Genomic DNA, 22,827 nt, shown 5'->3' with positions numbered 1-22,827 from the left:
CGTCAGCCGGGATTTTTTACCCAATCGCCTGCCGCCGTTTTTGAGTAGCTGTTGCCGGCCGTCGGCCGTTATCCGACTTGAGAACCGTATCTGCATAAGGCTCTTCCGCGCTGGAATTCGCTCGTATTTGCTGATGGCTAAACGGTTGAACTAGGGTGGTACCACGACACATTCGTCCCTGACGGATGTGTTTTTTTGTGCTTGCTGGATCCACTCGAAACGATAAAGGGGTTGTTGTTATGCGTCAAAGCAGGCTGTTTATGCCAACATTGCGGGAGGCTCCGGCGGAAGCCGAAACGGCAAGCCATCGGTTGCTGCTGCGGGCAGGCTATATCCGCCAGCATGCGGCGGGGATTTACAGTTATTTGCCGCTTGGTTACCGGGTGCTGCGCCGGATTGAGGCGATTGTGCGCAGCGAAATGGAGCGGGCGGGCGTGCAGGAAATGCTGCTGCCGGCGATGCAGACTGCCGAGTTATGGCAGGAGTCGGGACGGCTAGACCAGTACGGGCCGGAACTGATCCGGCTCAATGACCGGCATGGCCGCGGTTTTGTTTTGGGGCCTACGCATGAAGAAGCGATTACCTCGCTTGTCCGGGAGGAGCTGCATTCCTATCGCGAGCTGCCGCAGCGGCTGTATCAAATTCAGACCAAATTTAGAGATGAACGGCGTCCGAGATCCGGTCTCATGCGGGGAAGAGAATTTTTGATGAAAGACGCGTATTCGTTTGATATCGATGCGGAAGGCCTTAATGAATCATACCGGACGATGTATGACGCTTATCATCGGATTTTTACCCGCTGCGGACTTTATTTCCGCGCCGTTGAAGCCGATCCGGGGCAGATTGGAGGCGAAGGCGGGAGCCATGAGTTTATCGCTTTGGCGGAGGCAGGGGAAGACACCGTAGCCGTCTGCGATTGCTGCGGATACTCCGCCAATGTGGAATTGGCCGAAATCGGGTGGAGTGATGACCACCACACCGGCGCGGCTGAAGAATCCGGCAGCGGGAGCGGAAACATGGAAAAACGGCACACCCCCGGTATACGGACCGTGGAGGAATTATCCCGGGCGCTTGGCATTGGAATGGACACCGTGATTAAAACTTTGGTCTATCAGGCGGATGACAGGCTGGTAGCAGTGCTGATCCGCGGGGACCGGGAGGTAAACGAGCTGAAGCTGCAGAAATGGCTTAATGCACAAGCAGTCAAGCTGGCCGAACCTGAAGCAGTACGCGAGGTAACCGGCATGGAGCCGGGGTTTATCGGACCTGTTGGACTTAAACTGGAGATGCTGATCGACCGGTCCGTCGAAGGAATTCGCTCCGGCGCGGCAGGTGCCGGGGAAGCGGACTATCATTGGGTGAACGTTAAGCCAGGCATCGACTTTCCGGTTCACAAGGCGGAGGACCTGGCAATTGCTGCAGCTGGCGATCACTGTCCGCGGTGCGGGAAAGGCCGGTTGGCGATGAGCCGTGGGATAGAGGTGGGCCATGTCTTTAAACTTGGCACCAAATACAGCACCAAGCTTGGTGCGGCGGTTACAGACGCGACAGGCATGTCACGCGAGCTGATTATGGGCTGCTACGGGATCGGCATTTCCCGTCTACTGGCCGCGGTTGCGGAGCAGCATCATGATGAGCAGGGGTTGGTCTGGCCCAGCCAATTGGCGCCGTATTCGGCGCATTTGCTGGTCATGTCGATGCGGGATGAAGCGCAGACACGCCTGGCGGAACAAATGTACCAGATGCTGGAGACGGCGGGGCTAGAGCCGCTGCTGGACGACCGGGTGGAACGGCCTGGCGTGAAATTTAATGATGCCGCGCTTGCCGGTATCCCGTATGTTGTCGTTATCGGGAAAGGAGCGGCGGAAGGCAAAGTAGAGCTTCAGGACCGGCAATCAGGCCACACCTTTACCGTTTCGGCGGAAGAAGCGGTACGTACGGTAAGCCGGATATGGGACGGAACATCAGATACTGCCTATAATTATTTAATTTAAAGGCGATCCAATGATGATATGCTCCCCATAAAGTAGACAGGTGAAATCATAAAATCCTGCTGCCGTATGAGGGAGCATGTTTAATGGACTATAAGAAGTAAACGGCCTCAGTCCCTTTGAAATTCAGGACCAAGGCCTGCTTAACTCTTTTATTTATACTAGGTACTTGACGGGGAGGTTCACTAAGGGAGGAGTCTTTCGTAGGGGTTTATATATGTTAACGCTTTTCACCAGGGACCTGGAAAAACTCGCCATCTCGCATACGCTGTTCTCCACTGACGTCTCTTCCCCCATTCTTGTTGATGAAACCATAAGAGGCCATGTCGGTCATATAGTTTCGACTAAAAAAGGTAAGGCGACCGGTGGTTATGGTTGGCATCTTACCTGATTGCTCTTCGATTTTGTACTTCCAAAAATCAGGACCGTCAAGGTCTTTTTTTCCAAATCTGACTTCCCATTTCTCTTCGAGGTGTGCACCGACAACTTCATAATATTCAATACCGTCATCTAATGAAATGAAGACTTGGTTTGCTTTTCCTTCAGGGAAATAATAGCTTATCGTGTCTCTCATTTCAACGGTTCCTGTAACAGATTTAAGTGAACGGACCTTGGGAAGCTGCAATGTGGCCGTACGGGCCTCTGCTAGATTAGATGACATAGTTTTTTCAATAAGTTCCTTACTAGGTTTCGCCACATAGACTATATAGTTGTATGGGTCCCATTCCACATAGGCATCCGCTGCTTCTGCAATAAAGCGAATAGGCACCATAATACGGCCGTTTTTCAATTTTGAAGGTACGGGTAAAGGCACCTTTTTGGAACCAATGGTGGCATGTTTTTGATCTGCTGTTAGTTTAATCACTTCATCATTCCGGGCAACCGTTACCGTTTTGGTTGTATTGTCCCATGTAACGGTAATGCCAGGAATCTTCTGTACCACATTTAAAGGGACTAGAATGGTGCCCTGATCGTTATAGGGTTTAACATCTGTATCAACATATTCATTATTTAAATCTATAAAAATATTAGTTGGTTTGCCAGCCATCACGGTTTCAGAAAGAACACCGAAGACCAGGACGGCTAATAAAGTCAAGCTTCCAAATTTATTATAGTGCGTTGCTTTCTTCACATACATTCCTCCTATTTGATAAGTGGGCATAGTAATTAACGTAAAAAAAGGTAAAAAGTTACGGTCTAAACTTCATGATTTGAGCTGCGTTTCAATTAAATAGATCCTCTGCACGAGGTTTCAGCCTCGTTTTACTTCTGCTTCTCCTGCACACCGCAACACTGGTATAATAGGAAAGAGTAGAGCCTGTCCGCTGACCGTTTGCAAGCTGCCTGAAACAGCGCAAACCGCCCTCACCGGACAGGCCGACAGCAGGCAAGCACAGAAGGAGCGAGGGGTTGTGAAGACACTCATTATTGCGGAAAAGCCGGATATGGGACGGAACATCGCGGCCGCAATAGAACCAAAAGCCAAAAATCACCGTTCCTATCTGGAAGGGGAGCAGTACATCATTACCTGGGCGATCGGGCATTTGGTTGGATTGGCTGAACCGGAAGCGTATGATGCCAAATATAAAAAATGGAACATCGGCGACCTGCCGATTATTCCCGACCAGTTCAAGCTGGTGGCGAACCGGCGGACCCAAGAACAGCTCAAGGTCATCGCCGAGCTGGCTAAACGCAGTAATCTGATTGTCAATTCGTGTGATGCGGGGCGGGAGGGCCAGCATATTTTTTCACTGATCCAGCGGCATTTGAAGCTGCGCCATCCCGTCAAACGGCTGTGGATTTCCGACCTGACCCCGGAGACAATCCGCAAAGGGTTCCAGGAGCTGAAGGACGCCGCGGAATACGAGAACTTGACCAAAGCCGCCAAAGCGCGCAGCGAAGCGGATTGGCTGATCGGAATGAACGGGTCGCGGGCTTTTACAACAAGACACAATGTTCTGCTGTCCGTAGGCAGGGTGCAAACTCCGGTGCTGGCGCTGATTTACGACCGGCAGAAACAGATTGAAGCTTTTACCTCGCAGAAGTTTTTTGAGGTCGAAGGGCATTTTCTGCAGGCCGAAACGGCGTACAAGGGCATGTGGCAGGGCGACCGGTTCACGGAAGCGGATAAAGCCGCGGCGCTGGCGGCGAAAGTCAAGGGCAAACCGGCCCGGATCGAATCTTACGAAGTCAAAGACGTCAAAGAGTATCCGAACAAGCTGTATGATCTGACGCTGCTGCAGCGGGAAGCGAACGGACGGTACGGTTTTTCCGCCAAAAAAACGTTGGATCTTGCACAGGCGCTGTACGAGAAACACAAGGTAATTTCGTACCCGCGGACCAATTCGAATTACGTAACTGAACAAAATATTCCGGAGATGCACAAGGCGCTCACATCGCTGCAGGGAACAGCCTACGATACCTGGGTGCAAGGGGCCAACCGCAATCTGGTGCACAAAAACAACCGGTTTGTCTGCAATCCGTCCAAGGTGGAGGATCACCATGCCATTCTTCCGACGCACCGCAAAGCGTCCAATCTGGCGCCGGACGAGCAGAAGCTGTACGACCTGATTGTGCGCAGATTTTTGTCCCAGTTCTATCCTCCCGCCGAATACAAGCTGCATACGGTGCTGACGGAAGTGGAAGGAGAGCGGTTCAAAACCACGGTTAAGGAACGGCTTTCGCTTGGCTGGAAGGCCATTTATGCGGAGCTGAAAAAAGAAAAGCCAAAATCCTCACGCAGCAAAGGGAAAGACGAGGAGGAAGAGGAGGAGGAAATCACCGTCCCCTTCCGGGTTGATCCGTCCGTCCCTGTGGTCTGTCAAGACGCGGTGGTCAAAGAAAAAGACACCCAGCCTCCAAAAGCCTACACCGAGGGCACCCTGCTGAAGGCGATGGAAAGCGCGGGCAAGCAGATTGAAGACGAAGAGCTGCGGGATGCGATGAAGGATTCAGGCCTCGGCACCCCGGCAACGCGGGCGGCGACAATCGAGCGGCTGAAGCAGGTCGGGTATGTCGAAATGCAGGGCAAAAAAATCGTCATCACCCAAAAGGGGCGGACGGCCATTGAGCTGATCCGCGGAGCCGGTGTCGAGCTGCTGACCTCGCCGGAGATGACCGGACAGTGGGAGCGCCGCTTGAATGAAATCTCCAGAGGGACGGCATCGGATCTTCAATTTATGGACAATGTGAAGCGGTTTGCGACCATGATTGTTGAAAAAGTGCGCGCCCAGTCCCGGGCGGACCGGCTGGCGTTCGGCGAGGAAGGGGATGCCGGCCGGGGCAAAGGCCGCAAGGGCTCCGGCCGCAGCAAAACCGCCGCCTCGCAAACCACGTCCGCCGGCGCTGCGGCGCCGAAGCCGTCAGCGCGCAAACAAGCGTCGACCGGAGCGGCGGTGGCTGAGCGTCCGGCGTCCCGGCCGGCCGCAGGACAATCGGCGGCTGCGCCGGCAGGTTCGCCGCGCGGCATCGCGGCATGTCCGCGGCCCGGGTGCGGCGGCGTGATTTTTATGGGCCGCAAGGGTTACGGCTGTTCCCGCTATAAAGAGGGCTGCCGGTTTGTTATCTGGAAGGAAAGCTACGGCCGCAGTTTGACCGAGCTCCAGGTGCGCGCACTGATCGAAAAAGGAAAAACGGCCAAGCTGAAGCTGAAGACCGAGCAGGGCGCCGAAGTGGAGGGCAAACTTGTATTGGCCAGCCAGGAGACCGGCACGCTGCGAATCGAGCAATAATACTTTTTTTGCGAAAGTCCCAAGCTGGCCGCATTAACAGCTTCACTTTACCGAGCTTCTATGATCCAGTGTATATAGCACTATATCGTCACTATCTCGATCATTACATCACCATGGCTAAAGGCCGCAGGCTGCCGGATTCCGGCGCGCTGCGGCCTTGTTTTTTGCAGAAATAAGGGTCGGGGAAGCTGCAAACCATCTTCGTTTATTTGGCGGCGGCAAGCTGCTGCTCAATCGCTTCAGTTAGTTCCTCATAGGACATTGTTGGCAGCAATACACCGTTCACCATAAACTTCGGCGTACCGTTTACACCGTACGAACCGGCGATCTTGTAGTCTTCCTTGACATCATACAGGTACGTATGCGCTTGGAGGTCCTGCTTGAAGCGGTCGTAATCGATCCCGCTGATGTTCTCCTTCACAAACGTTAGCAGAAACTGTTCGGTGGCCCAAATCCGGCTTTCGTCGCCCTGGTTGTCGTAAAGCTTGTCCATAAACTCCCAAAACTTCTCATTGTTCTGGCGAAGAATGGCTTCCCCGGCGCTGGCGGCCAGATAGGAGTCCCGGTCGAGAAACGCGTAATTCATAAAATACAGCTGCACCTTGCCAGTATCGACATAGTCCTGCACGAATTGCTTGAAATACGTCTGCTTCCACTGCTTGCAGGCGGGGCACTTGAAGTCTGCGAACTCGATCACTTTGACCGGCGCGTCGTCCGGACCAAGCTTTGGCTGTTTTTCGTACTTCAGACCATCTACGACGATTTTTTCTTTTACGTCCGTGTAGTTGGGCAGGCGCTCCAGCTCGGTTTCGGCGCTTGCATTTGAATAGCTGGTGATGATCCCGAGCGCGGCCGCGACGCCGACGCCCAAAATAACCAAAAGCATGGGCAGACCGTATTTGGACCTGCCCTTAGGTTTTGTTGTCCTGTTCATTCCTGACCTCCTGCGGGAAATTGCAATCTTGCACCCAGTATAGCGGTTCCCGCAGGATAAAAATGTGTAATTTCTAACAATTTGAAGCTTTGACAGCCGGGGTTAGCCAAACGTTGTATTCGACAGGCTAGATGCCCGGCGGATCAGCGGGACAACCTCATGGATGGCGGAAATCGTTGTGACATCCGGCTCCGCGTCGAGCTGAAATTCAATGATGTTATACAGCCATTCGTTCTGCTGTTTGAGGTAAACCGCTTTGATCCCCGCTTGGACGGCAGGTAAAATGTCGGTCCGGAGCGAATTGCCGATCATCCACGTCTTGGACCGGTCGAATTGGTGTTCTGTCAAAATGGCATCAAGCGCTTCGATATTTTTGTGCTGGCGGATAAAAATCCGGTCGCCAAAATAAACATCCAGCTTCATCTGTTCGATTTTGCGCTGCTGAATGGCATGATCGCCTCCGGTGTACAGGTACAGCCGGTGCCCGTCCTGCTTCAGCGCATCCAGCGTTTCAACCATGCCGGGATACGCTTCAATTTCCTGATCGTAGACGCTGAGGCCAAGCTTCATCAGCTGTTCTTCATGCAGCGGGTCCGGAGGCAGCTGTAGTTCCGCGCAAAAATGCCGATACGTGTAAATCAGCGATTTTGGGAAGTTTTCGCTCGCCAGTCCGCTTTCGTTAACGGTAGCCACGTCGATTTCAACCTGTTTGGCACGCATTTCCTCCGTTGTTGGCCCTCCGGTTCCAAACCAGTCCGCCAGCAGTTCAAAATACTGCCCCAGGATTAAATCAAAATATTTGTTGCAGTGTACCAGCGTGTCGTCCAGATCAAACACGATCTGCTGCGGGTGATGAATCATGTGGATCACTCCTTGCGGCTCCCCGCCTAGTCTGGCGGGGCGGCCGGTTGTCCGGACCGCGGGAGCCTGTCTGTAGGTTTCTATTCTTTTTATAAACGGATATACGACTCAAGGAACAGCTGCAGCTCGGATGCTCCGTCCGGCCGGATGCTGAAGCGTTCGTCCGGTTCTCCCTGCAGATGAATGCGCAGGAGACCTGCGACACGAAGCATCATTAAATGATGCATCAGGATGTCGGCCGACTGGTTCAGCTCGGACTGCATTTCCCACAGCGATTTTGGTTCATGCGCAACATAACGCAGAAGACGAAGCCGGCTTGGATCGGACAGCGCTTTGGTCATCCGCAGCAGCACGGTTGGCGGTTCGTCATCATTTTCGACCGGAACCTCGACCGGGTACTGGACAATCATCAGCGACTGGTAGAAGCAGTAGGTGTTAATCGGGCGGTTGTGGACGGTCGGCAGCAGCACAATCGTCTCCAGTCCCGGGATTTCTTCTACCACCACGCCGCCAGAAGCGTATTCGATCAAGGCGACGGGGTCCATCTTGCTTTGCAGTATTTTTTTCTCTTCGGCGTCCTCCAGCAAAAGCGGCAGCATTTTGTGCTCGACATGGCGGAAATACTGCTCATGCCACAGCCGCAGCAGCGGGGCGTAGCCTTCCAGCATGCGCCGGCATTCCGCAAGGGTGAACCCCGGAATAAAGGGCAGCGTACGCTCCAGCCATTCCTCGGCGGGCAGCTGCTCCATGTCGTCCAGGAATTCGGAGATTTGGCTGGCGGAGCCGCGCCGGTATGCCCAGGCATAGAGAACATCGTAATCGTTAAAAGGCCACTCGGCCGCCTGCAGCAGTTTCGATACCTTCTGCGGCGGGATGCGGTTATCCAGATCCCGGACCCAGTCCGGGCCGATATCCAAGTTGGAAATCCATTTTCGGGTTACGTATAGCATGAAACTGTCAAGCAGCTCATATACAGGCGATACGTCGATTTTTAGTTGGTAGTTCATGATCACGATACCCTCCCAGGAACACTCACTTCCGTTATTATCTCTTGTTTTAAACAGCCTTGTCCACTATAATGTTCGGTGTTTGCCTAAAGCGGCGGACGGAGCGGAATAAGAAATCCCCTGCCGGCCGTACGAAGGCGAAGGTTCGTTTTATTTCTATTTGGAGGCAACTGATGTGACAAAATCTTCTTCTCTTTCATCCCGGCCTGCGGCCCGGCAGGGCAGGCTGCTTTACGCAATTCTTATCGCCGTTATCGTTGCGGCCGGTCTCAGCCAAGGGCTGCTGCTTCCGCTGTTGTCCGTTATGCTGGAGAAGCAGGGCGTATCCGCTTCCCTGAATGGACTGAATGCGGCTGCGCTATATATCGGTTCGTTTTCAATGACGCTGATCTCCGAACGGGTGCTGGGAGCGGTCGGCTTTAAAAAGCTGATTGCCGCAGGCACCGCGCTCGTGACGGTCAGCCTGCTGCTGTTTCCGGTGTTTCCCGATGTCAAAGTTTGGTTTTTGCTGCGTTTTCTGGTTGGCATCGGCGACGCCGCGATTAACTACGCTGCGCAGCTGTGGGTGCTGCTGATGACGCCAGCGGAGCACCGTGGCCGCAACCTATCCTTTTACGGGATGTCCTACGGGCTTGGCTTCAGTCTGGGTCCGGCCGGAATTGGCCTGCTCCGTTTCGGCGAATCTGTGCCCTTTTTTGTGTTGACCGTCATCTTTGTGATTGCATTGGTGCTTGCCTTGCGTTATCTCCCAGACTCCAAGCCGGAAAAAGGGGAGGAAGACGCGGCACAATCCCGCCGCTTCCGGCGAAGTTATGCGCTGGCCTGGTATGCGCTGCTGCCGGCGCTGTTGTACGGTTATATGGAAGCAAGTCTGAACAGCGGCTTCCCGGTCTATGGACTAAGAATCGGATACGCCGAAAGCCAGATTGCTGCGCTGCTGCCGTTCGCCGGCATAGGCGGGCTGCTGCTCCAGCTGCCGCTTGGCCTGCTCAGCGACCGCTTTGGCCGCAAAAAAGTGCTGATGGCCGCCGGGATCGGCGGCGGAGCGGCGTTTGTGCTGCTGCCTGCTGCGGGCGACCGTTTTGGCGTCACGCTGGTACTGCTGCTGCTGGCAGGGGGGCTGGTGGGTTCGTTTTTTTCGCTTGGGCTTGCTTATGCGGCGGATATCTTGCCCCGCACGCTGCTGCCGGCGGCCAACGTCGTAGCGTCGTTTCATTTTAATGCGGGCAGCATCGTTGGACCGGGAATCGGCGGCACACTGCTGGAATCCGGTACGGGCGGGGGCGCATTTATTTTGCTTGGCGCACTGTATATTGTGTTTGGACTGGCCGGCTTTTTATATACTCCCAGAGTGCCCGGAAAAGGGGTATAATAGATAACACGTGTGCGCGATTGGAATTGTGATGCCGTTTCCAATACACTATAAGTAGATAATGAAGAAACAGGATTACGCGGCAGCGAACGAAATGGGGAGAGGCGCAAGATGATCAAGGTGGATGGCTTGGCGAAATCGGTTGGCGTTGACCGGACTCCGGTGCTGAAACGGATAGACGCCGTAATTCACAAAGGGGAATTTGTAGCCATAATTGGGGGAAGCGGCAGCGGCAAGTCGACGCTGCTGCGCTGTCTGGGACTCCGGGAGAAGTGGGATGACGGGAAGCTGATTGTCGAGGGCAAGGATGTACTCGAATCCGGCTTCACCGGCAAGCTGAAGCTCCGCAGAGAATGGGCTTATTTGGAGCAGAGCCCGCAGCTGTATATGAACAAGACGGCACTAAAAAATGTACTGATCGGCCAGTCATCCCAGACGCCTGTATGGCGGATGGTGACGGGAATGGTCCGCTCGGACGATTACATGGGCGCGATGGATGAGCTGGACGCCCTCGGGCTCCTGGACAAAGCCAAGCTGAAAGCGTCGCAGCTCAGCGGCGGCGAACGCCAGCGGGTCGCGATTGCACGCGCGCTGGTGCATGGCGCCAAAATGATTTTGGCGGACGAGCCGGTGACGGGTCTTGATCCAAAATCGGCGGAAAGTGTTATGGAGACGCTGAAGAAGCTGTGCGAAGAGACGGGGCTTATCGTCGTCACCGTGATCCCGCTTGAGCTTGCGGAACGGTTTGCTTCGCGGATCTGGGTACTGGAAGACGGCAGAATCAAACATGATGTATACGGACGGCGTCTAACCGCCGCTGAGAAACGCGGATTATAGGTTGGGTTCCGGACGGACCACCTGCGCTGTCTGATGCGGAAACAACAAAAATAGCGGATGACTGCAATAAGCAGCGCCAGGACCGGCTCCAAAGCCAGGTATACAGAAGAAAGAGTGATGAATTTGACAAGGCGGAGAATGCGCCGGACGCTGGCCGCAATCGTGCTGACGGCCGCGCTGTCCGGCTGTACGTATATAAGCGATCCCGTATCGCAGATGAAGATGCCCCGGCTGCCGGAGGATAAGGCGACGCTGCGGACGGCGATCAACAGCATGCTGCCTCCCGGCGCGTCGCTTCTCCGGCCGGCCAATAACGACGACAGCTCGATCCGGACGGAGGATTTGAACAAGGACGGCGTGCTGGAAGCGATCGTTTTTTATGAGACGCCGGACGAGGCTGTGCAGATTCACGGCATGATCCTGGAGAAGCAGGGCAAGGAGTGGGTGAAGCGGCTGGTGTTCGACGGAGAGGGGACGATCCTGGAGTCCGTCTCCTTGCGGGATGTGACGAACGACGGCAAGCTTGACATCGTTGTCGGCTTTTCGCGCAGCGAGGAAGTGCTGCAGAAAGCGCTCGTTGTCTGGAGTTACCCGGGGAGCGCGCTGGAGAAGGTGCTGTCGCTCCCGTACACCCGGTTTACAATCGGCGATCTGAACGGGGACGGGGTCGACGATATTACGGTTGTTTCATTTAAACGCAACGAATACGCGACTTTATCCGTCTATCAATTTGGCGGCGACGAGTTCAGGGAGCTGGACCGTCTGTCCACGCTGAATCCGTATGTGAACGCCTATTATAACATCGCCGCGGGCAAAGTCGCCGAAGACAAGGAAGGGGTCGTTCTTGACGCCTCGATCGGCTCTCAAAGCGCAGCGAGTTATGTCATCGCGATGGAAAATGACCGGCTGGTGCAGGTTCTTCCGCGGGCGGACGGCGATACTCAGCAGACCTATAAAGAGCTGCATATCAACAGTGAGGATGTCGACGACGACGGGATTATCGAAATCGGACTGCTGGACCGGCCGTCCGGTTGGGAGTATTTTGATTCCAAGGAAGTGCCGTGGCTGTATTCTTACTACAAGTGGGACGGCAAAAACGGCATGACCTTTGTGGAGCAGCAGTACCGGGATCCCGACGGACGTTTCACGCTGAAGTTCCCGCCGGAGACCCAAGATGCCGTCACGGTTGATACGGCTTCCGTGCTGAACCAGTACCTGCGGTTTATTGTCGAGGATACAGGAGAGACGCTGGCGGAAATCTCGTTTTTCTCGCAGGCTTCCTGGGACCGGGTGAAAAACGACGGCTGGCAGCTCTGGGCGACGGACGGCGAGAAATACATCGGCTACCGCGGCAAACTGAAACAGAACATAGACGGGCTCAAGAATGACAAAGGGGCAGGCCCGATTGAGAGGAAGGGAATCGATGAGTAAGGTTTTAATTCTGGAGGATGAAGAGTCCATCCGCAGTTTTATCGTAATTAACCTGAAGCGCAACGGCTTTGAGGTGCTGGAAGCGGCCGACGGCAATGAAGCGCTGCAGAAGCTGACCACCGTGCCGGACATCGACATTGCGCTGCTGGACGTGATGGTGCCGGGCATCGACGGTTTTGAAGTGTGCCGGAGAGTGCGGGAGACCAACGAGCGGATCGGCATTATTTTTCTGACGGCAAAGGTGCAGGAGCAGGACAAAGTTTACGCGCTCTCCGTTGGGGCAGACGATCATGTCAGCAAGCCGTTTAGCCCGACCGAGCTGATCGCCCGCATTCAGTCGCTGCTGCGCCGGGTGAATGTGCACCGCGAGACAAGCGCCAAGGTGTCGTTCCAGTCGGGACCGTTTTCGCTGGATCTTATCTCGAAGCAGTTCAAGCGCAGCGGAGAGAGCATCGAGCTGACGCCAACCGAATTTTCGCTGATCCAGTTTTTCCTGGAGAAGGAGAATACGCCGCTCAGCCGGGATGTGCTGCTGGACCATGTCTGGGGCAAAGAATATATGGGCGATCCCAAAATCGTGGACGTCAACATCCGCCGGCTGCGGCAAAAAATCGAAAACAACCCGTCCGAACCCGAATATTTGCAGACCGTCTGGGGTCACGGATATAAATGGAAAGGCGCCTCACAATGATCAAAAAGGGGATGCGCAGACAGATCGTCCTGCACTACTTTCTTGTCGTCTTGATGGCGCTTCTCCTCGTGGAAGTTATTTTCCTGCTGGCCATACGGACTTACTATTATGATAGTGTGTATAACAAAATCAAAACCCAGATCGACAGCTCCGAGCTGTTTTTTCACAGCTACCTGCAGCGGGACAACAAATCGGGCGTCCGGCTGCAGGACATTATCGACACGTTTACCCTAAGCAACACCGAACTGCAGGTTCTCCGGACGAGCGGCGATATGGTGACAAGTACAACGGGCTTTCAGCCGGATGTAACCATTACGACTGGAGATGTGCCGGAAGCGGTCAACGGCGGCATCGGCCGCTGGATCGGCCGGGCGACCGGCACCAACGAAAGTGTGATGTCCGTCTCCAAGCTGCTGCAGATCCACGGGCAGGAGGCTTATGTTCTCCGTTACGTCACCTCGATGGAGCGGATCGACGCCAGCTTGTTCAACATCACGCTGATTTCCGTCAGCATTGGCGCCGCGGTGCTGGCCATTGTCGTGGCGTTCAGCTTTGGTCTTGCCAATTCCATCGTCAAACCGCTGAAGAACATTACGGCCGTGTCCGCCCAGATGGCGCAGGGCAAATTTAACAAGCGGATTAAAGGCGATTACAAATACGAAATGGGCGAACTGGCTTCCACGCTGAACTACATGGCGGAAGAAATCGTGCGGAGCAACCAGATCAAAGACGACTTTATTTCATCCATCTCGCATGAACTGCGGACCCCGCTTACCAGCATCAAGGGCTGGAGCGAAACGTTGATCTCCGGCGGATACGACCCCGAGGAGACAAAGCTTGGTATGAGCATCATCTCGAAGGAAAGCGACCGGCTGATTGGCCTTGTCGAAGAAATTCTCGACTTCTCCAAGCTCCAGCAGAACGAGATGAAGCTGTCGCTCGGAACGGTCAACGTAAAAGTGCTGCTGCAGGAGACGATCCTCAACATCTGGGCCAAGGCGGAGAAAAAACGCATTCTGCTTGTCCTGGAATCGCCGGACGGCATATACGTCAAAGGGGATGCCAACCGGCTGAAGCAGGTGTTCCTGAATGTGGTGGACAACGCCGTCAAGTTTTCGCATGAGGATTCCAGCATTGTGCTGACCGTACAAAAGCTGAATGACGAGCGGGTAGCGATTACCGTAAGGGATGCGGGCATCGGCATCAGCGAAGAGCACTTAAGCCGGGTTAGAGACCGGTTTTTCCAGGTGGATTCGCTGAACGGAGGCACCGGTCTTGGTCTTGCGATTTCGCAGCAGCTGGTGGAGCTGCATAATGGCAAGCTGAGCATTAACAGCGAGCTGGGTAAAGGAACCGAAGTTATGGTCGAGCTGCCGCTGACCGAACCGCCGGAAGCGGCGCAGATTCCTGCTCAAACCCCTGCCCAAACCCCGAAGACGCAGCTGCCGCCCGCAGCGGAAGAGCGGAAACCGGAGGCGGGGGAATGAGCGGACATATGAAGAAGCTGGAGCAGCAGGTTACGCTGTTGCAAGCCGGCCGTGCGGAAGCGGACACTGTGCTGCGGCTGCTAAAGGCGGCCGCAGACTGGATGGAAGCGCAGGGCATCCGGCAGTGGCGGACCGCCCAGTTTACGGAAGAAGAGGTCGCGCGTTATTTTGACGAGCGGCTTGTTTATTTGGCCCGGATTGCCGGAGAGCCGGCGGGGATGTTTACGCTGCAGTCCGGCGACGAATTGTATTGGGCAGAGCGGAATGATCCGCGTTATGCTTACCTTCACCGCCTGGCGGTTGCCGGACCCTACCGGGGCGCCGGGCTTGGTACAAAGCTGCTGGAGCTGGCCGCTTCTCTTGCTGAGGAGCGGGGCTGCACGGGCCTGCGGTTGGATACGGCGGCTCATAATGTGAAGCTGAACCGGTATTACCAGAGCTTAGGTTTCCGGTTCCAGGGCATCCGTGATTTTGGCGGCGGCCGAATGGCTAATTTATATGAGCTGGAGCGGGACGAGGATCCGGACGCGATCCTCCTTCGGTACTTTACGGAGAAGGATGCGGAACAGCTTATTGCGGCCAGTGTGGCGACTCCGGTACAGCCCGATGATGCCGTGTCGGCGCTGCCATTTCCGGCCGGATATCAAGAGCTTCAGGCCTACTTAAAGGATGCAAATGATACAACAAAGCTGGACAGGCTTATCTACAGTGCGGTACATCGGCGTTCAGGCCAAGTGATAGGACATCTCGCATTAACCGGGATTCAGCGCGGCGGAGGAAGTGCCGAAGTTACCGGCCTTTTTGTTGCTCCGGACAGCCGGGGGAAGGGATATGGCGGCCGGATGCTGGCAGAGGCCATTCGGACTGGACTTGACGCGCTTAAGCTGATTCAGCTTCGCGCAAGGATTTCGCCGCTTGATTTCGGAACCGTCCGGCTGTTCAGCGGGGCTGGGTTCAAGGCAAGCGGGCAGCCGGCCGCGATGGGCGGCACTGAGCAGGCGGATGAACAGGGCATGCTGACGGAGTATAACCTCCATCGCTGACGAAAGGGTTCCGCGAAGCCGATGAAGCGGTTTCTGATGCGGCTTGAATCAAGTGTATCCGGAACAACAAACGTAGTCCATGAACGTATAAAAGGGTCAATCCCGCAAGCCGATAAATACGGCCTTGGGGATTGACCCTTTTTCCTTAACAATATGCCGGTTAAGACGGCAGGCTTTCGGCCCGCAGACGTCCGGTTTTTTCGTATACTTCCTGCAGCAGGCGGGAAGGGTGGGTGCGGATAACCGGCTTCGCGGCCACGACTTCGCGGGGACCGACGACCACGATATTATCCGGGCTGCCCTTGATTACGGCTCCGTCCTTAATGACGGCACCTTCGCCGATAATGGCGTTTTCGATGATGACGCCGCGGCCGATGCGCGCTCCCGGCATGACGATGCTTTGTTTGATCTGCGATAACTTGCCGACTTCGACGCCGCCGAAAATAACGGAGCGCTGCAGGCTGCCCTCTACGCTGCAAGCTTCATGCAGCATGCAGTCCGGCGCATCCTGGCGCGTTTTCGGTTTGTGTGCGCCCAGCTTCGACCGTTGGAGGCGGCTGTACATCGGCCAACGCGAGTTATCCAGCTGGAAGCCGTTGTCTCCGCCCTGCAGCAGATCCATATGCGCTTCCCACAAGCTGGATACGGTGCCTACATCCCTCCAATACCCCTCAAAGCGGTAAGCGAACAGGGAATCGCCCAGCCCAAGCATGTAAGGGATGATATCTTTGCCAAAATCATGATTCGAAGCCGGGTCTGCCGCATCGCGCAGCAGATGCTCTCTCAGGTAATCCCAGCGGAACAGATAAATGCCCATCGAAGCCAGGTTGCTTTTCGGCTGCTTCGGCTTCTCGGCGAATTCCGAAATACGGAATTCATCGTCCACGTTCATAACGCCGAAACGGCTTGCTTCGTCCCATGGCACTTCCATAACCGAGATGGTTGCCTTGGCGTTTTTGTTTTTATGATAATCCAGCATCTGTCTGTAATCCATATGATAAATATGATCGCCGGAAAGAATGAGCACATGCTCGGGGTTTCGGCTGTCAATGAAATCTACATTTTTGTAAATCGCATCGGCCGTCCCCATATAACTGTCGCGTCCATCGACTCCAGCAGGCAGCAGCGATACGCCGCGGTCACCTTGCAAGGGGAGCCCCCAGGCTTCGCCTTTTCCAATATGCGTATGTAAAGATTCCGCCTCATACTGGGTCAGTACGCCAACTGTATCGATGCCAGAGTTGACACAATTGCTGAGGGGGAAGTCAATGATTCGATATTGGGCGCCAAACGGAACTGCCGGTTTCGCCATACTTGATGTTAAGGGCGCCAGTCTCCGTCCTTCTCCGCCCGCAAGCAGCATGGCAATGCAATCTTTAGTACTCAATGTTACCCCTCCCATATATTTGTCAATGTCTGATAATTAAACTTGTTTATCGGGCTTGAAACCAGGATAAATGAAATATATTGCAATACCTCAAAAGAAATTACATTTTATATTTTCTGAATTCATAAAATATTTTTCAGCCTGTTCAAACGATTTTCAAACAGACGGGTTTGGGGTAATGTATTAGGTGCATCCTATATTGAAGGCGGTGTTGAATTGGCAGATCTGACGCAGACCGGAGGCATCTCTCCAGATGACATTTACCTGTTCCATGAAGGCACAAATTACCGCAGCTACCGGATGCTGGGTGCCCACCTTACGGTGGAGAACGGAAGTAAGGGTGTCCGGTTCACCGTGTGGGCGCCCCATGCCGCCCAGGTTGGATTGGCCTGCGACCGCAACGGCTGGAACGGAAGCGGGGAAGAGGACACATTAGTTAAGATACCCGATTCGGGAATTTGGAGTCGTTTTTTTGCCGGGATCGAACCCGGAACATTTTACAAATACAGGATAACCACGCCAGACGGAGACAGCTTCCTGAAAGCCGACCCTTACGCGTTCCAAGCAGAGGTCAGACCGGCCACCGCTTCGGTTGTAGCGGATCTTGGAGGGTACCGCTGGGGTGACGGAAACTGGCGCAGACGGAATAAATCGCCGTACCAGAAGCCGCTGAATATTTATGAAATGCATCTTGGCACCTGGAGGCAAAAAGAAGGCGGCGAGCTGTATACTTACCGCGAAATCGCCGATCTTCTGGTCCCTTACCTGCTGGAGATGGGTTATACGCATGTGGAATTTATGCCGCTGGCCGAACATCCCTACGACCTCTCCTGGGGGTACCAGGGAACCGGGTATTTTGCGGCTACCAGCCGGTTTGGCGCGCCGCAGGATCTCATGTATTTGATCGACCGCTGCCATCAGGCCGGGATCGGCGTGATTTTGGACTGGGTTCCCGCCCATTTTGCGAAGGACGCCCATGGTTTGCGGCGTTTTGACGGCAGCCCTTTATACGAATATAGCGATCCGCTGCTGGCGGAAAAACCAGGGTGGGGTACGCTTTCCTTTGATTTCAGCAAACCGGAAGTCCGCTCGTTTTTGATCTCCAATGCTTTGTTCTGGTATGAGCTGTTTCATATCGACGGGATGCGGGTGGACGCGGTGACCAGCATGCTCCGGCTCGATTTTGAGAAACATGAGGGACAATATCGGCTAAATTCGCATGGCGGGAAGGAGAACCTGGAGGCGATTGCTTTTTTGCAGCAGCTGAACCGGACAATCTTCGAATATTATCCCCATGCTTTAATGATGGCCGAGGAGTCGAGCGCATGGCCCGGCGTAACCGCATCTGTGCATGAAGGCGGACTGGGCTTTAATTACAAGTGGAATATGGGCTGGATGAATGATACGCTGGCGTACATAGAAGAGGATTTTGCTTCCCGGCCTCACCGGCATAATCTGCTGACGTTCCCGATCTGTTATGCTTATTCGGAGAATTATACGCTCCCGCTGTCGCATGACGAGGTAGTTCACGGCAAGAAGTCGCTGCTGGACAAAATGCCCGGAACCTATGAGCAGAAATTCGCCGGACTCCGTACGCTGCTCGGCTACCAGATGACCCATCCCGGCAAAAAACTGCTGTTTATGGGCGGCGAATTTGGCCAGTTCATCGAATGGAAAGACCAGGATCAGCTCGACTGGTTCCTGCTTGATTATGACAGCCACCGCAAGACGCAAGCTTACACCGCGGCGCTTAATAAGCTGTACCTGACGGAAAAAGCGCTGTGGGAGCTGGATCACGACATGGACGGATACCAGTGGATTTCCGCGGATGACAGCGGCCAAAGTGTGTTGTCTTACATCCGCCGGGGCAAAAAACCGTCCGACACCCTGATCGTGCTGGTCAACTTCCAGCCGGTTCCGCGTTACGCCTACCGGATCGGCATTCCGAAGGCTGGCACGTATGAAGAGGTATTCAGTTCCGACAGCGTGTTATTCGGCGGGGAGGGACTGCATAATCTGCCGATGAAGACCTCAAAAAGGGAATGGCACGGACAGCTGCACAGCCTGGAGGTGAATCTGCCGCCGCTGAGCTTCCTGGTGCTGAAGAAGACGAGCCGGCGCGGCGCCGCTGCCGAACCGGAAATTGTCCCCGAAGCCCTTGCCCTTAAGCCGGGGAAGGAGAAGGCGGAGACTCCGGAGAAAACCCACAAGCCAAGAACGCGCAAAACGAAGTCCGTTACGAACCTATCCGAAGGGGGAGACGTATAGATGAAAGTGTTGTTTGCCGCAGCCGAAGCCCATCCGTTTATCAAAACGGGCGGGCTGGCCGATGTGATCGGCGCCTTGCCCAAAGCGCTGCAGCGTGCAGGGGCCGACGTCCGTGTAATTCTGCCAAAATACAAAGGGATCCCGAAGAGCTACCGGGAGCAGATGGAGACGGTAGCCGTGCTGGAGGTGCCGGTTGGCTGGCGCCGGCAGTACTGCGGCGTTCAGCGGATCATTCACGACGGCATCCCCGTTTATTTTATCGATAACGAATATTACTTCGGACGTGACGGGGTTTACGGGTATATGGACGACGGCGAGCGTTTTGCCTACTTCAACCGCGCGGTTCTGGAATGCCTGCCGAGCATTGATTTCCAGCCGGAAATCCTGCACTGCCATGACTGGCACGCCGCGGTTATTCCGCTGCTGCTGGAAGGCCACTACCGGCACGATCCGTTTTACGCCGGAATGCGTACGGTATTTACGATACATAATCTGCTGTATCAAGGCGTCTTCCCGTATGAAGTGCTGGGCGAGCTTCTGGGTCTGGATAGCCGCTATTTTAACGGCGTGGAATATTACGGCAACGTGAATTTCATGAAAGGCGGCATCGTGTTCAGCGATCATGTCACAACAGTCAGCCCGACGTATGCCCAGGAAATCCGGACGGCCTATTACGGATACGGGCTGGACGGACTGCTTTTTGCGAGATCGGCGCATCTTAGCGGAATCGTCAACGGGATCGATACGAAGCAGTATAACCCGGCGACCGACCCGCATATTTTCACCCGGTACCGGAGCAATCTGGCGAAAAAAAGCGAAAACAAGCTGGGACTGCAGCAGGAGCTCGGTCTGCCGGTAGCCCCTTACATTCCGATGATCGCCATGGTCACACGCCTGGTCGACTCAAAGGGCCTTGACCTGGTCACCCGGATTCTTGACGAGCTGCTGTACTACGATGATATTCAGTTCGTCCTGCTGGGTACGGGGGATGAAGTATATGAAAGATGGTTCCGGGAGGCCTCGTGGCGTTATCCCACCAAGCTGTCTTCGCAGATCCGGTTCAGTGACGCGCTGTCGCGCAAAATTTACGCGGCCAGCGACATGTTCCTGATGCCGTCCAAATTCGAGCCTTGCGGAATCAGCCAGCTGATGGCGCTCCGATATGGCAGCATTCCGATTGTCCGGGAGACGGGGGGCCTGAACGACACGGTCCAGGCGTACAACGAATTTACCGGCGAAGGCAACGGGTTCACCTTCACCAATTACAACGCGCACGACATGATGAACACGATCCGCCGGGCCTTGGCGTTCTACAGACAGCCGGAGCACTGGAAACGTGTCGCCAAAAACGCTTTTTCCGGCGATTACAGCTGGAATGTATCTGCCGAGGAGTACATTTCGGTGTACCGGAGCATTTTACCGTCTGAATTGGACTTGGACGTCCCGGCTGCCTTGCCTTCGGCCGATCCCGAACCGGCTCCTGAACCGGTCTCCGGGGTTTCCGGCAGCGTCGACGCCGAAAACGAATAACAGCGCATTAACCAAGCTGTGCGGCATTTCATTTCCAACTTCACAGGCAGACAAGAATGAAGGCAGGCAGGGAAAGGAGTACCTTTTCCTGCCTGTTTTTTTATTGCCCGGCAGCAAAAAAAGGGGCCCTCCAGTCAAAGCCATTTGAAATGGCTCTGACTGGAGAACCCTACTCCAGCTGTAAAGGCGCCTTATTGTTCGCCTTTGCGATGCAAAATCCGGTACCCGTAAGGCTCCAGCTCCATCCGGTAGCAGCCGGCGTCATCCGCTCCCGGGACAGTGTCCGTCAAATAATCCCGCCAGTCTTTGCCGGCCAGCTCGGCTTTGATTTCCCGGCGCTCAGCGGAGTTGTTGATCCAGACCGTAAAAGCCTCCGATTTATCGGAACGCTCATAGACGAGACAAGGGTTGTCCTGACATGCCGTAATCACGCGGAAACGGCCGGTCCGGAAAACGGTGTGTTCCTTGCGCAGGGCGATGATCCGCCCGTAAAAATTGTAAAGGTCGCTATCCCGCTTCTTTTCGTCCCATTCCATACACTTCCTGCACCCCGGGTCCGGGCCTCCGTCCAGCCCGATCTCATCGCCGTAATAAATACACGGCGTTCCAGGGAAGGTGAGCAGAAACAAAGCGGCCAGCTTCATGCGCCGTTTGTCGCCGCCAAGCCGGGTGAGCAGACGCGGCGTATCGTGGCTGCACAGCAGATTAAACGCCGCTTCGTTCGCCTGCCGGGGATACCGCATCAAGAGGGAACCAATGCGTTCCGCAAAACCCGCGCTGTCCAGATCATCGCTGAAGAAGTCCAGCACTGCTTCGGAGAACGGATAGTTCATCACGGAATCGAACTCATCGCCGAACAGCCAGGCCAGCGAATCGGTCCATACTTCGCCTACGATATACGCTTCCGGATTGGCGGCTTTGACAACTTGGCGGAACTTGCGCCAAAAGCTGTGGTCGACCTCATCGGCGACGTCCAGCCTCCAGCCGTCGAGCTTGATCTCTTTGATCCAGTATTCCGCAACATCCAGCAAATAGGTTTGAACCTCGGGATTCGCTGTGTTAAATTTCGGCATATCGGGAAAAAAACCAAACGTATCGTAGGTGGGAATGCCCTCTTTTACTTCAACGGGGTAGCTGTTGATATGGAACCAGTCCTTGTATTTGGACGCTGCTCCATTCCGGACGACATCCTGGAAGGGCGGGAACTGCTTGCTGCAGTGATTAAACACGGCATCGAGCATCACTCGGATCCCTTTGGCATGGCAGGCCTCGGCCAGACGTTTCAGCAAATCGTTGTCCCCGAAATGCGGATCGACCGTTTTGTAATCGACAATGTCATATTTATGGTTGGATGGGGAGACAAACAGCGGCGTAAAATAAATAGCGTTCACACCGAGCTCGACCAAATCGTCCAGATGGTCCATGACCCCCTGCAGATCCCCGCCGAAAAAATTGTCCGTCTTCGGTTCGCCGCCCCAAGGCTCGGTGCCCTCGGGATCGTTATTTGGGTCTCCGTTTGCAAACCGATCGGGGAAAATCTGATAAAAAACCGCATTCCTTGCCCAAGCGGGAACATCAAATACTTCGTGCGGATGTATGTAAGGCAGGGCAAACAAATTGCCGGGCGGTTCCGGTTCGTTTTCGGTAATTCCTTTATCATACATGTACACCGTCTGATCTTCCGATTCCACCTTGAACAGGTAAGACAGCCGTTTATATTGGGGACGGACCTCAGTTTCCCAGTAGTCGAACAGATCATCGCTTGAGGCTTTTTCCATCGGCAGTTCCGCCAAGGTGGCTTCCCAGTCGTATTTATCGCCGGTTAAAGCATAAACCGTCCGAACATCGTTTTTAGCGGTCCGGAAACGCAAATGTACGGTTTCCTTGTCATAAGCATACGCCCAGCGGTCGCGGGGGACATGATACAAAGCTTCCAATAACATATGAGGCACCTCCGGTGTGCGGTGAGCGTTAAAGCTCCCTATGATGTTCATGAGCACATATTAGGCATACAGCCAGTGGATCGTTTGCTAAATGCCGAAGCATGAGTTTAATACCCGGATCAGCATCCTGATGAACCAGCAGCACGCCGGCAGCGCTTCTGGCATCCTGATGAACCAGCAGCACGCCGGCAGCGCTTCTGGCATCCGTCTGAACCAGCAGCCAAGCCGGTAATACAGAAATGTGTCTGCTTCGTGAAAGGTGTAGGCGGATATCACCCCTGGCAAAGTATGCCCATATGCTGTAATAGAAGTCA

17 protein-coding genes are annotated in these 22,827 nt (G+C 54.6%); 11 read left to right on the top strand and 6 right to left on the bottom strand.

Annotated features, from left to right (window positions below; genetic code table 11):
- Positions 1–239: 239 nt before the first annotated feature.
- On the top strand, positions 240–1,994 hold the full coding sequence (locus ACE6ED_RS12585; RefSeq protein WP_410827508.1) for a proline--tRNA ligase: 1,755 nt from the start codon (positions 240–242) through the stop codon (positions 1,992–1,994).
- A 217-nt stretch (positions 1,995–2,211) separates the two neighbouring features.
- Here the strand turns inward: ACE6ED_RS12585 and ACE6ED_RS12580 are convergent, their stop codons facing one another.
- The gene (locus ACE6ED_RS12580; protein WP_410827507.1) at positions 2,212–3,123 is read right to left on the bottom strand and encodes a copper amine oxidase N-terminal domain-containing protein; all 912 of its coding nucleotides are present in this window, start codon (positions 3,121–3,123) and stop codon (positions 2,212–2,214) included.
- Positions 3,124–3,403: 280 nt separating this feature from the next.
- On the opposite strand from ACE6ED_RS12580, the gene ACE6ED_RS12575 reads away from it, so the two are divergent.
- Positions 3,404–5,722 carry a type IA DNA topoisomerase gene (locus tag ACE6ED_RS12575; RefSeq protein WP_410827506.1) on the top strand — a complete coding sequence of 773 codons (2,319 nt, stop codon included), beginning with the start codon at positions 3,404–3,406 and terminating at the stop codon, positions 5,720–5,722.
- Between the two features lie 205 nt (positions 5,723–5,927).
- Here ACE6ED_RS12575 and ACE6ED_RS12570 read toward each other — a convergent pair whose 3' ends face one another.
- From ACE6ED_RS12570 to ACE6ED_RS12560, 3 genes are all read right to left on the bottom strand, one after another.
- Positions 5,928–6,656 carry a DsbA family protein gene (locus ACE6ED_RS12570; RefSeq protein ID WP_410827505.1) on the bottom strand — a complete coding sequence of 243 codons (729 nt, stop codon included), beginning with the start codon at positions 6,654–6,656 and terminating at the stop codon, positions 5,928–5,930.
- A gap of 102 nt (positions 6,657–6,758) precedes the next feature.
- The gene (locus tag ACE6ED_RS12565) at positions 6,759–7,517 is read right to left on the bottom strand and encodes an HAD family hydrolase (RefSeq protein ID WP_410827504.1); all 759 of its coding nucleotides are present in this window, start codon (positions 7,515–7,517) and stop codon (positions 6,759–6,761) included.
- An 89-nt stretch (positions 7,518–7,606) separates the two neighbouring features.
- A complete protein-coding gene (locus ACE6ED_RS12560) occupies positions 7,607–8,524 on the bottom strand; it encodes an ArsR/SmtB family transcription factor (RefSeq protein WP_410827503.1) in 918 nt (305 codons plus the stop codon).
- A gap of 175 nt (positions 8,525–8,699) precedes the next feature.
- Between ACE6ED_RS12560 and ACE6ED_RS12555 the strand changes: the two genes are divergently transcribed.
- The 6 genes from ACE6ED_RS12555 (at position 8,700) to ACE6ED_RS12530 (ending at position 15,385) form a co-directional block, all read left to right on the top strand.
- On the top strand, positions 8,700–9,896 hold the full coding sequence (locus ACE6ED_RS12555) for an MFS transporter (RefSeq protein WP_410827502.1): 1,197 nt from the start codon (positions 8,700–8,702) through the stop codon (positions 9,894–9,896).
- Positions 9,897–10,007: 111 nt separating this feature from the next.
- The gene (locus tag ACE6ED_RS12550; RefSeq protein WP_410827501.1) at positions 10,008–10,733 is read left to right on the top strand and encodes a phosphonate ABC transporter ATP-binding protein; all 726 of its coding nucleotides are present in this window, start codon (positions 10,008–10,010) and stop codon (positions 10,731–10,733) included.
- Between the two features lie 117 nt (positions 10,734–10,850).
- Positions 10,851–12,164, top strand: coding sequence for a hypothetical protein (locus ACE6ED_RS12545; protein WP_410827500.1), 1,314 nt, complete (start codon positions 10,851–10,853; stop codon positions 12,162–12,164).
- Positions 12,157–12,855, top strand: coding sequence for a response regulator transcription factor (locus ACE6ED_RS12540; RefSeq protein WP_410827499.1), 699 nt, complete (start codon positions 12,157–12,159; stop codon positions 12,853–12,855). The genes ACE6ED_RS12545 and ACE6ED_RS12540 overlap by 8 nt, the downstream gene beginning before the upstream one ends.
- Positions 12,852–14,342, top strand: coding sequence for a sensor histidine kinase (locus ACE6ED_RS12535; RefSeq protein ID WP_410827498.1), 1,491 nt, complete (start codon positions 12,852–12,854; stop codon positions 14,340–14,342). The genes ACE6ED_RS12540 and ACE6ED_RS12535 overlap by 4 nt, the downstream gene beginning before the upstream one ends.
- A complete protein-coding gene (locus ACE6ED_RS12530) occupies positions 14,339–15,385 on the top strand; it encodes a GNAT family N-acetyltransferase (RefSeq protein ID WP_410827497.1) in 1,047 nt (348 codons plus the stop codon). Before ACE6ED_RS12535 ends, ACE6ED_RS12530 begins: the two co-directional genes overlap by 4 nt.
- A gap of 160 nt (positions 15,386–15,545) precedes the next feature.
- Here the strand turns inward: ACE6ED_RS12530 and ACE6ED_RS12525 are convergent, their stop codons facing one another.
- Entirely contained in the window at positions 15,546–16,772 is a 1,227-nt protein-coding gene (locus ACE6ED_RS12525; RefSeq protein ID WP_410827496.1) for a glucose-1-phosphate adenylyltransferase, read from the bottom strand.
- Positions 16,773–17,072: 300 nt separating this feature from the next.
- Here ACE6ED_RS12525 and glgB point away from each other — a divergent pair, with 300 nt between their 5' ends.
- On the top strand, positions 17,073–19,040 hold the full coding sequence (gene glgB / locus ACE6ED_RS12520) for a 1,4-alpha-glucan branching protein GlgB (RefSeq protein ID WP_410827533.1): 1,968 nt from the start codon (positions 17,073–17,075) through the stop codon (positions 19,038–19,040).
- On the top strand, positions 19,041–20,570 hold the full coding sequence (gene glgA / locus ACE6ED_RS12515; RefSeq protein ID WP_410827495.1) for a glycogen synthase GlgA: 1,530 nt from the start codon (positions 19,041–19,043) through the stop codon (positions 20,568–20,570).
- A 191-nt stretch (positions 20,571–20,761) separates the two neighbouring features.
- On the opposite strand, the gene ACE6ED_RS12510 is transcribed toward glgA, so the two are convergent.
- Positions 20,762–22,513, bottom strand: a complete 1,752-nt coding sequence (locus tag ACE6ED_RS12510; protein ID WP_410827494.1) for an alpha-glycosidase — start codon at positions 22,511–22,513, stop codon at positions 20,762–20,764.
- Positions 22,514–22,604: 91 nt separating this feature from the next.
- Between ACE6ED_RS12510 and ACE6ED_RS12505 the strand changes: the two genes are divergently transcribed.
- Positions 22,605–22,745: a hypothetical protein gene (locus ACE6ED_RS12505; protein WP_410827493.1), complete on the top strand. Its 141-nt coding sequence runs from the start codon at positions 22,605–22,607 to the stop codon at positions 22,743–22,745.
- The last annotated feature ends 82 nt before the right edge of the window (positions 22,746–22,827 follow it).

Source organism: Paenibacillus nanchangensis (assembly GCF_046543445.1).
Lineage (GTDB): Bacteria > Bacillota > Bacilli > Paenibacillales > Paenibacillaceae > Paenibacillus_AQ > Paenibacillus_AQ nanchangensis.
This window is presented reverse-complemented; position numbering and strand designations above follow the sequence as displayed.

Bases quoted from the DNA above. Each gene is read 5' to 3' on its own strand.
- ACE6ED_RS12585 (WP_410827508.1), top strand. From the start codon at position 240: ATGCGTCAAAGCAGGCTGTTTATGCCAACATTGCGGGAGGCTCCGGCG.
- ACE6ED_RS12570 (WP_410827505.1), bottom strand. From the start codon at position 6,656: ATGAACAGGACAACAAAACCTAAGGGCAGGTCCAAATACGGTCTGCCC.
- ACE6ED_RS12565 (WP_410827504.1), bottom strand. From the start codon at position 7,517: ATGATTCATCACCCGCAGCAGATCGTGTTTGATCTGGACGACACGCTG.
- ACE6ED_RS12560 (WP_410827503.1), bottom strand. From the start codon at position 8,524: ATGAACTACCAACTAAAAATCGACGTATCGCCTGTATATGAGCTGCTT.
- ACE6ED_RS12550 (WP_410827501.1), top strand. From the start codon at position 10,008: ATGATCAAGGTGGATGGCTTGGCGAAATCGGTTGGCGTTGACCGGACT.
- ACE6ED_RS12545 (WP_410827500.1), top strand. From the start codon at position 10,851: ATGAATTTGACAAGGCGGAGAATGCGCCGGACGCTGGCCGCAATCGTG.
- ACE6ED_RS12540 (WP_410827499.1), top strand. From the start codon at position 12,157: ATGAGTAAGGTTTTAATTCTGGAGGATGAAGAGTCCATCCGCAGTTTT.
- ACE6ED_RS12535 (WP_410827498.1), top strand. From the start codon at position 12,852: ATGATCAAAAAGGGGATGCGCAGACAGATCGTCCTGCACTACTTTCTT.
- ACE6ED_RS12530 (WP_410827497.1), top strand. From the start codon at position 14,339: ATGAGCGGACATATGAAGAAGCTGGAGCAGCAGGTTACGCTGTTGCAA.
- glgB (WP_410827533.1), top strand. From the start codon at position 17,073: ATGCTGGGTGCCCACCTTACGGTGGAGAACGGAAGTAAGGGTGTCCGG.
- glgA (WP_410827495.1), top strand. From the start codon at position 19,041: ATGAAAGTGTTGTTTGCCGCAGCCGAAGCCCATCCGTTTATCAAAACG.
- ACE6ED_RS12510 (WP_410827494.1), bottom strand. From the start codon at position 22,513: ATGTTATTGGAAGCTTTGTATCATGTCCCCCGCGACCGCTGGGCGTAT.
- ACE6ED_RS12505 (WP_410827493.1), top strand. From the start codon at position 22,605: ATGCCGAAGCATGAGTTTAATACCCGGATCAGCATCCTGATGAACCAG.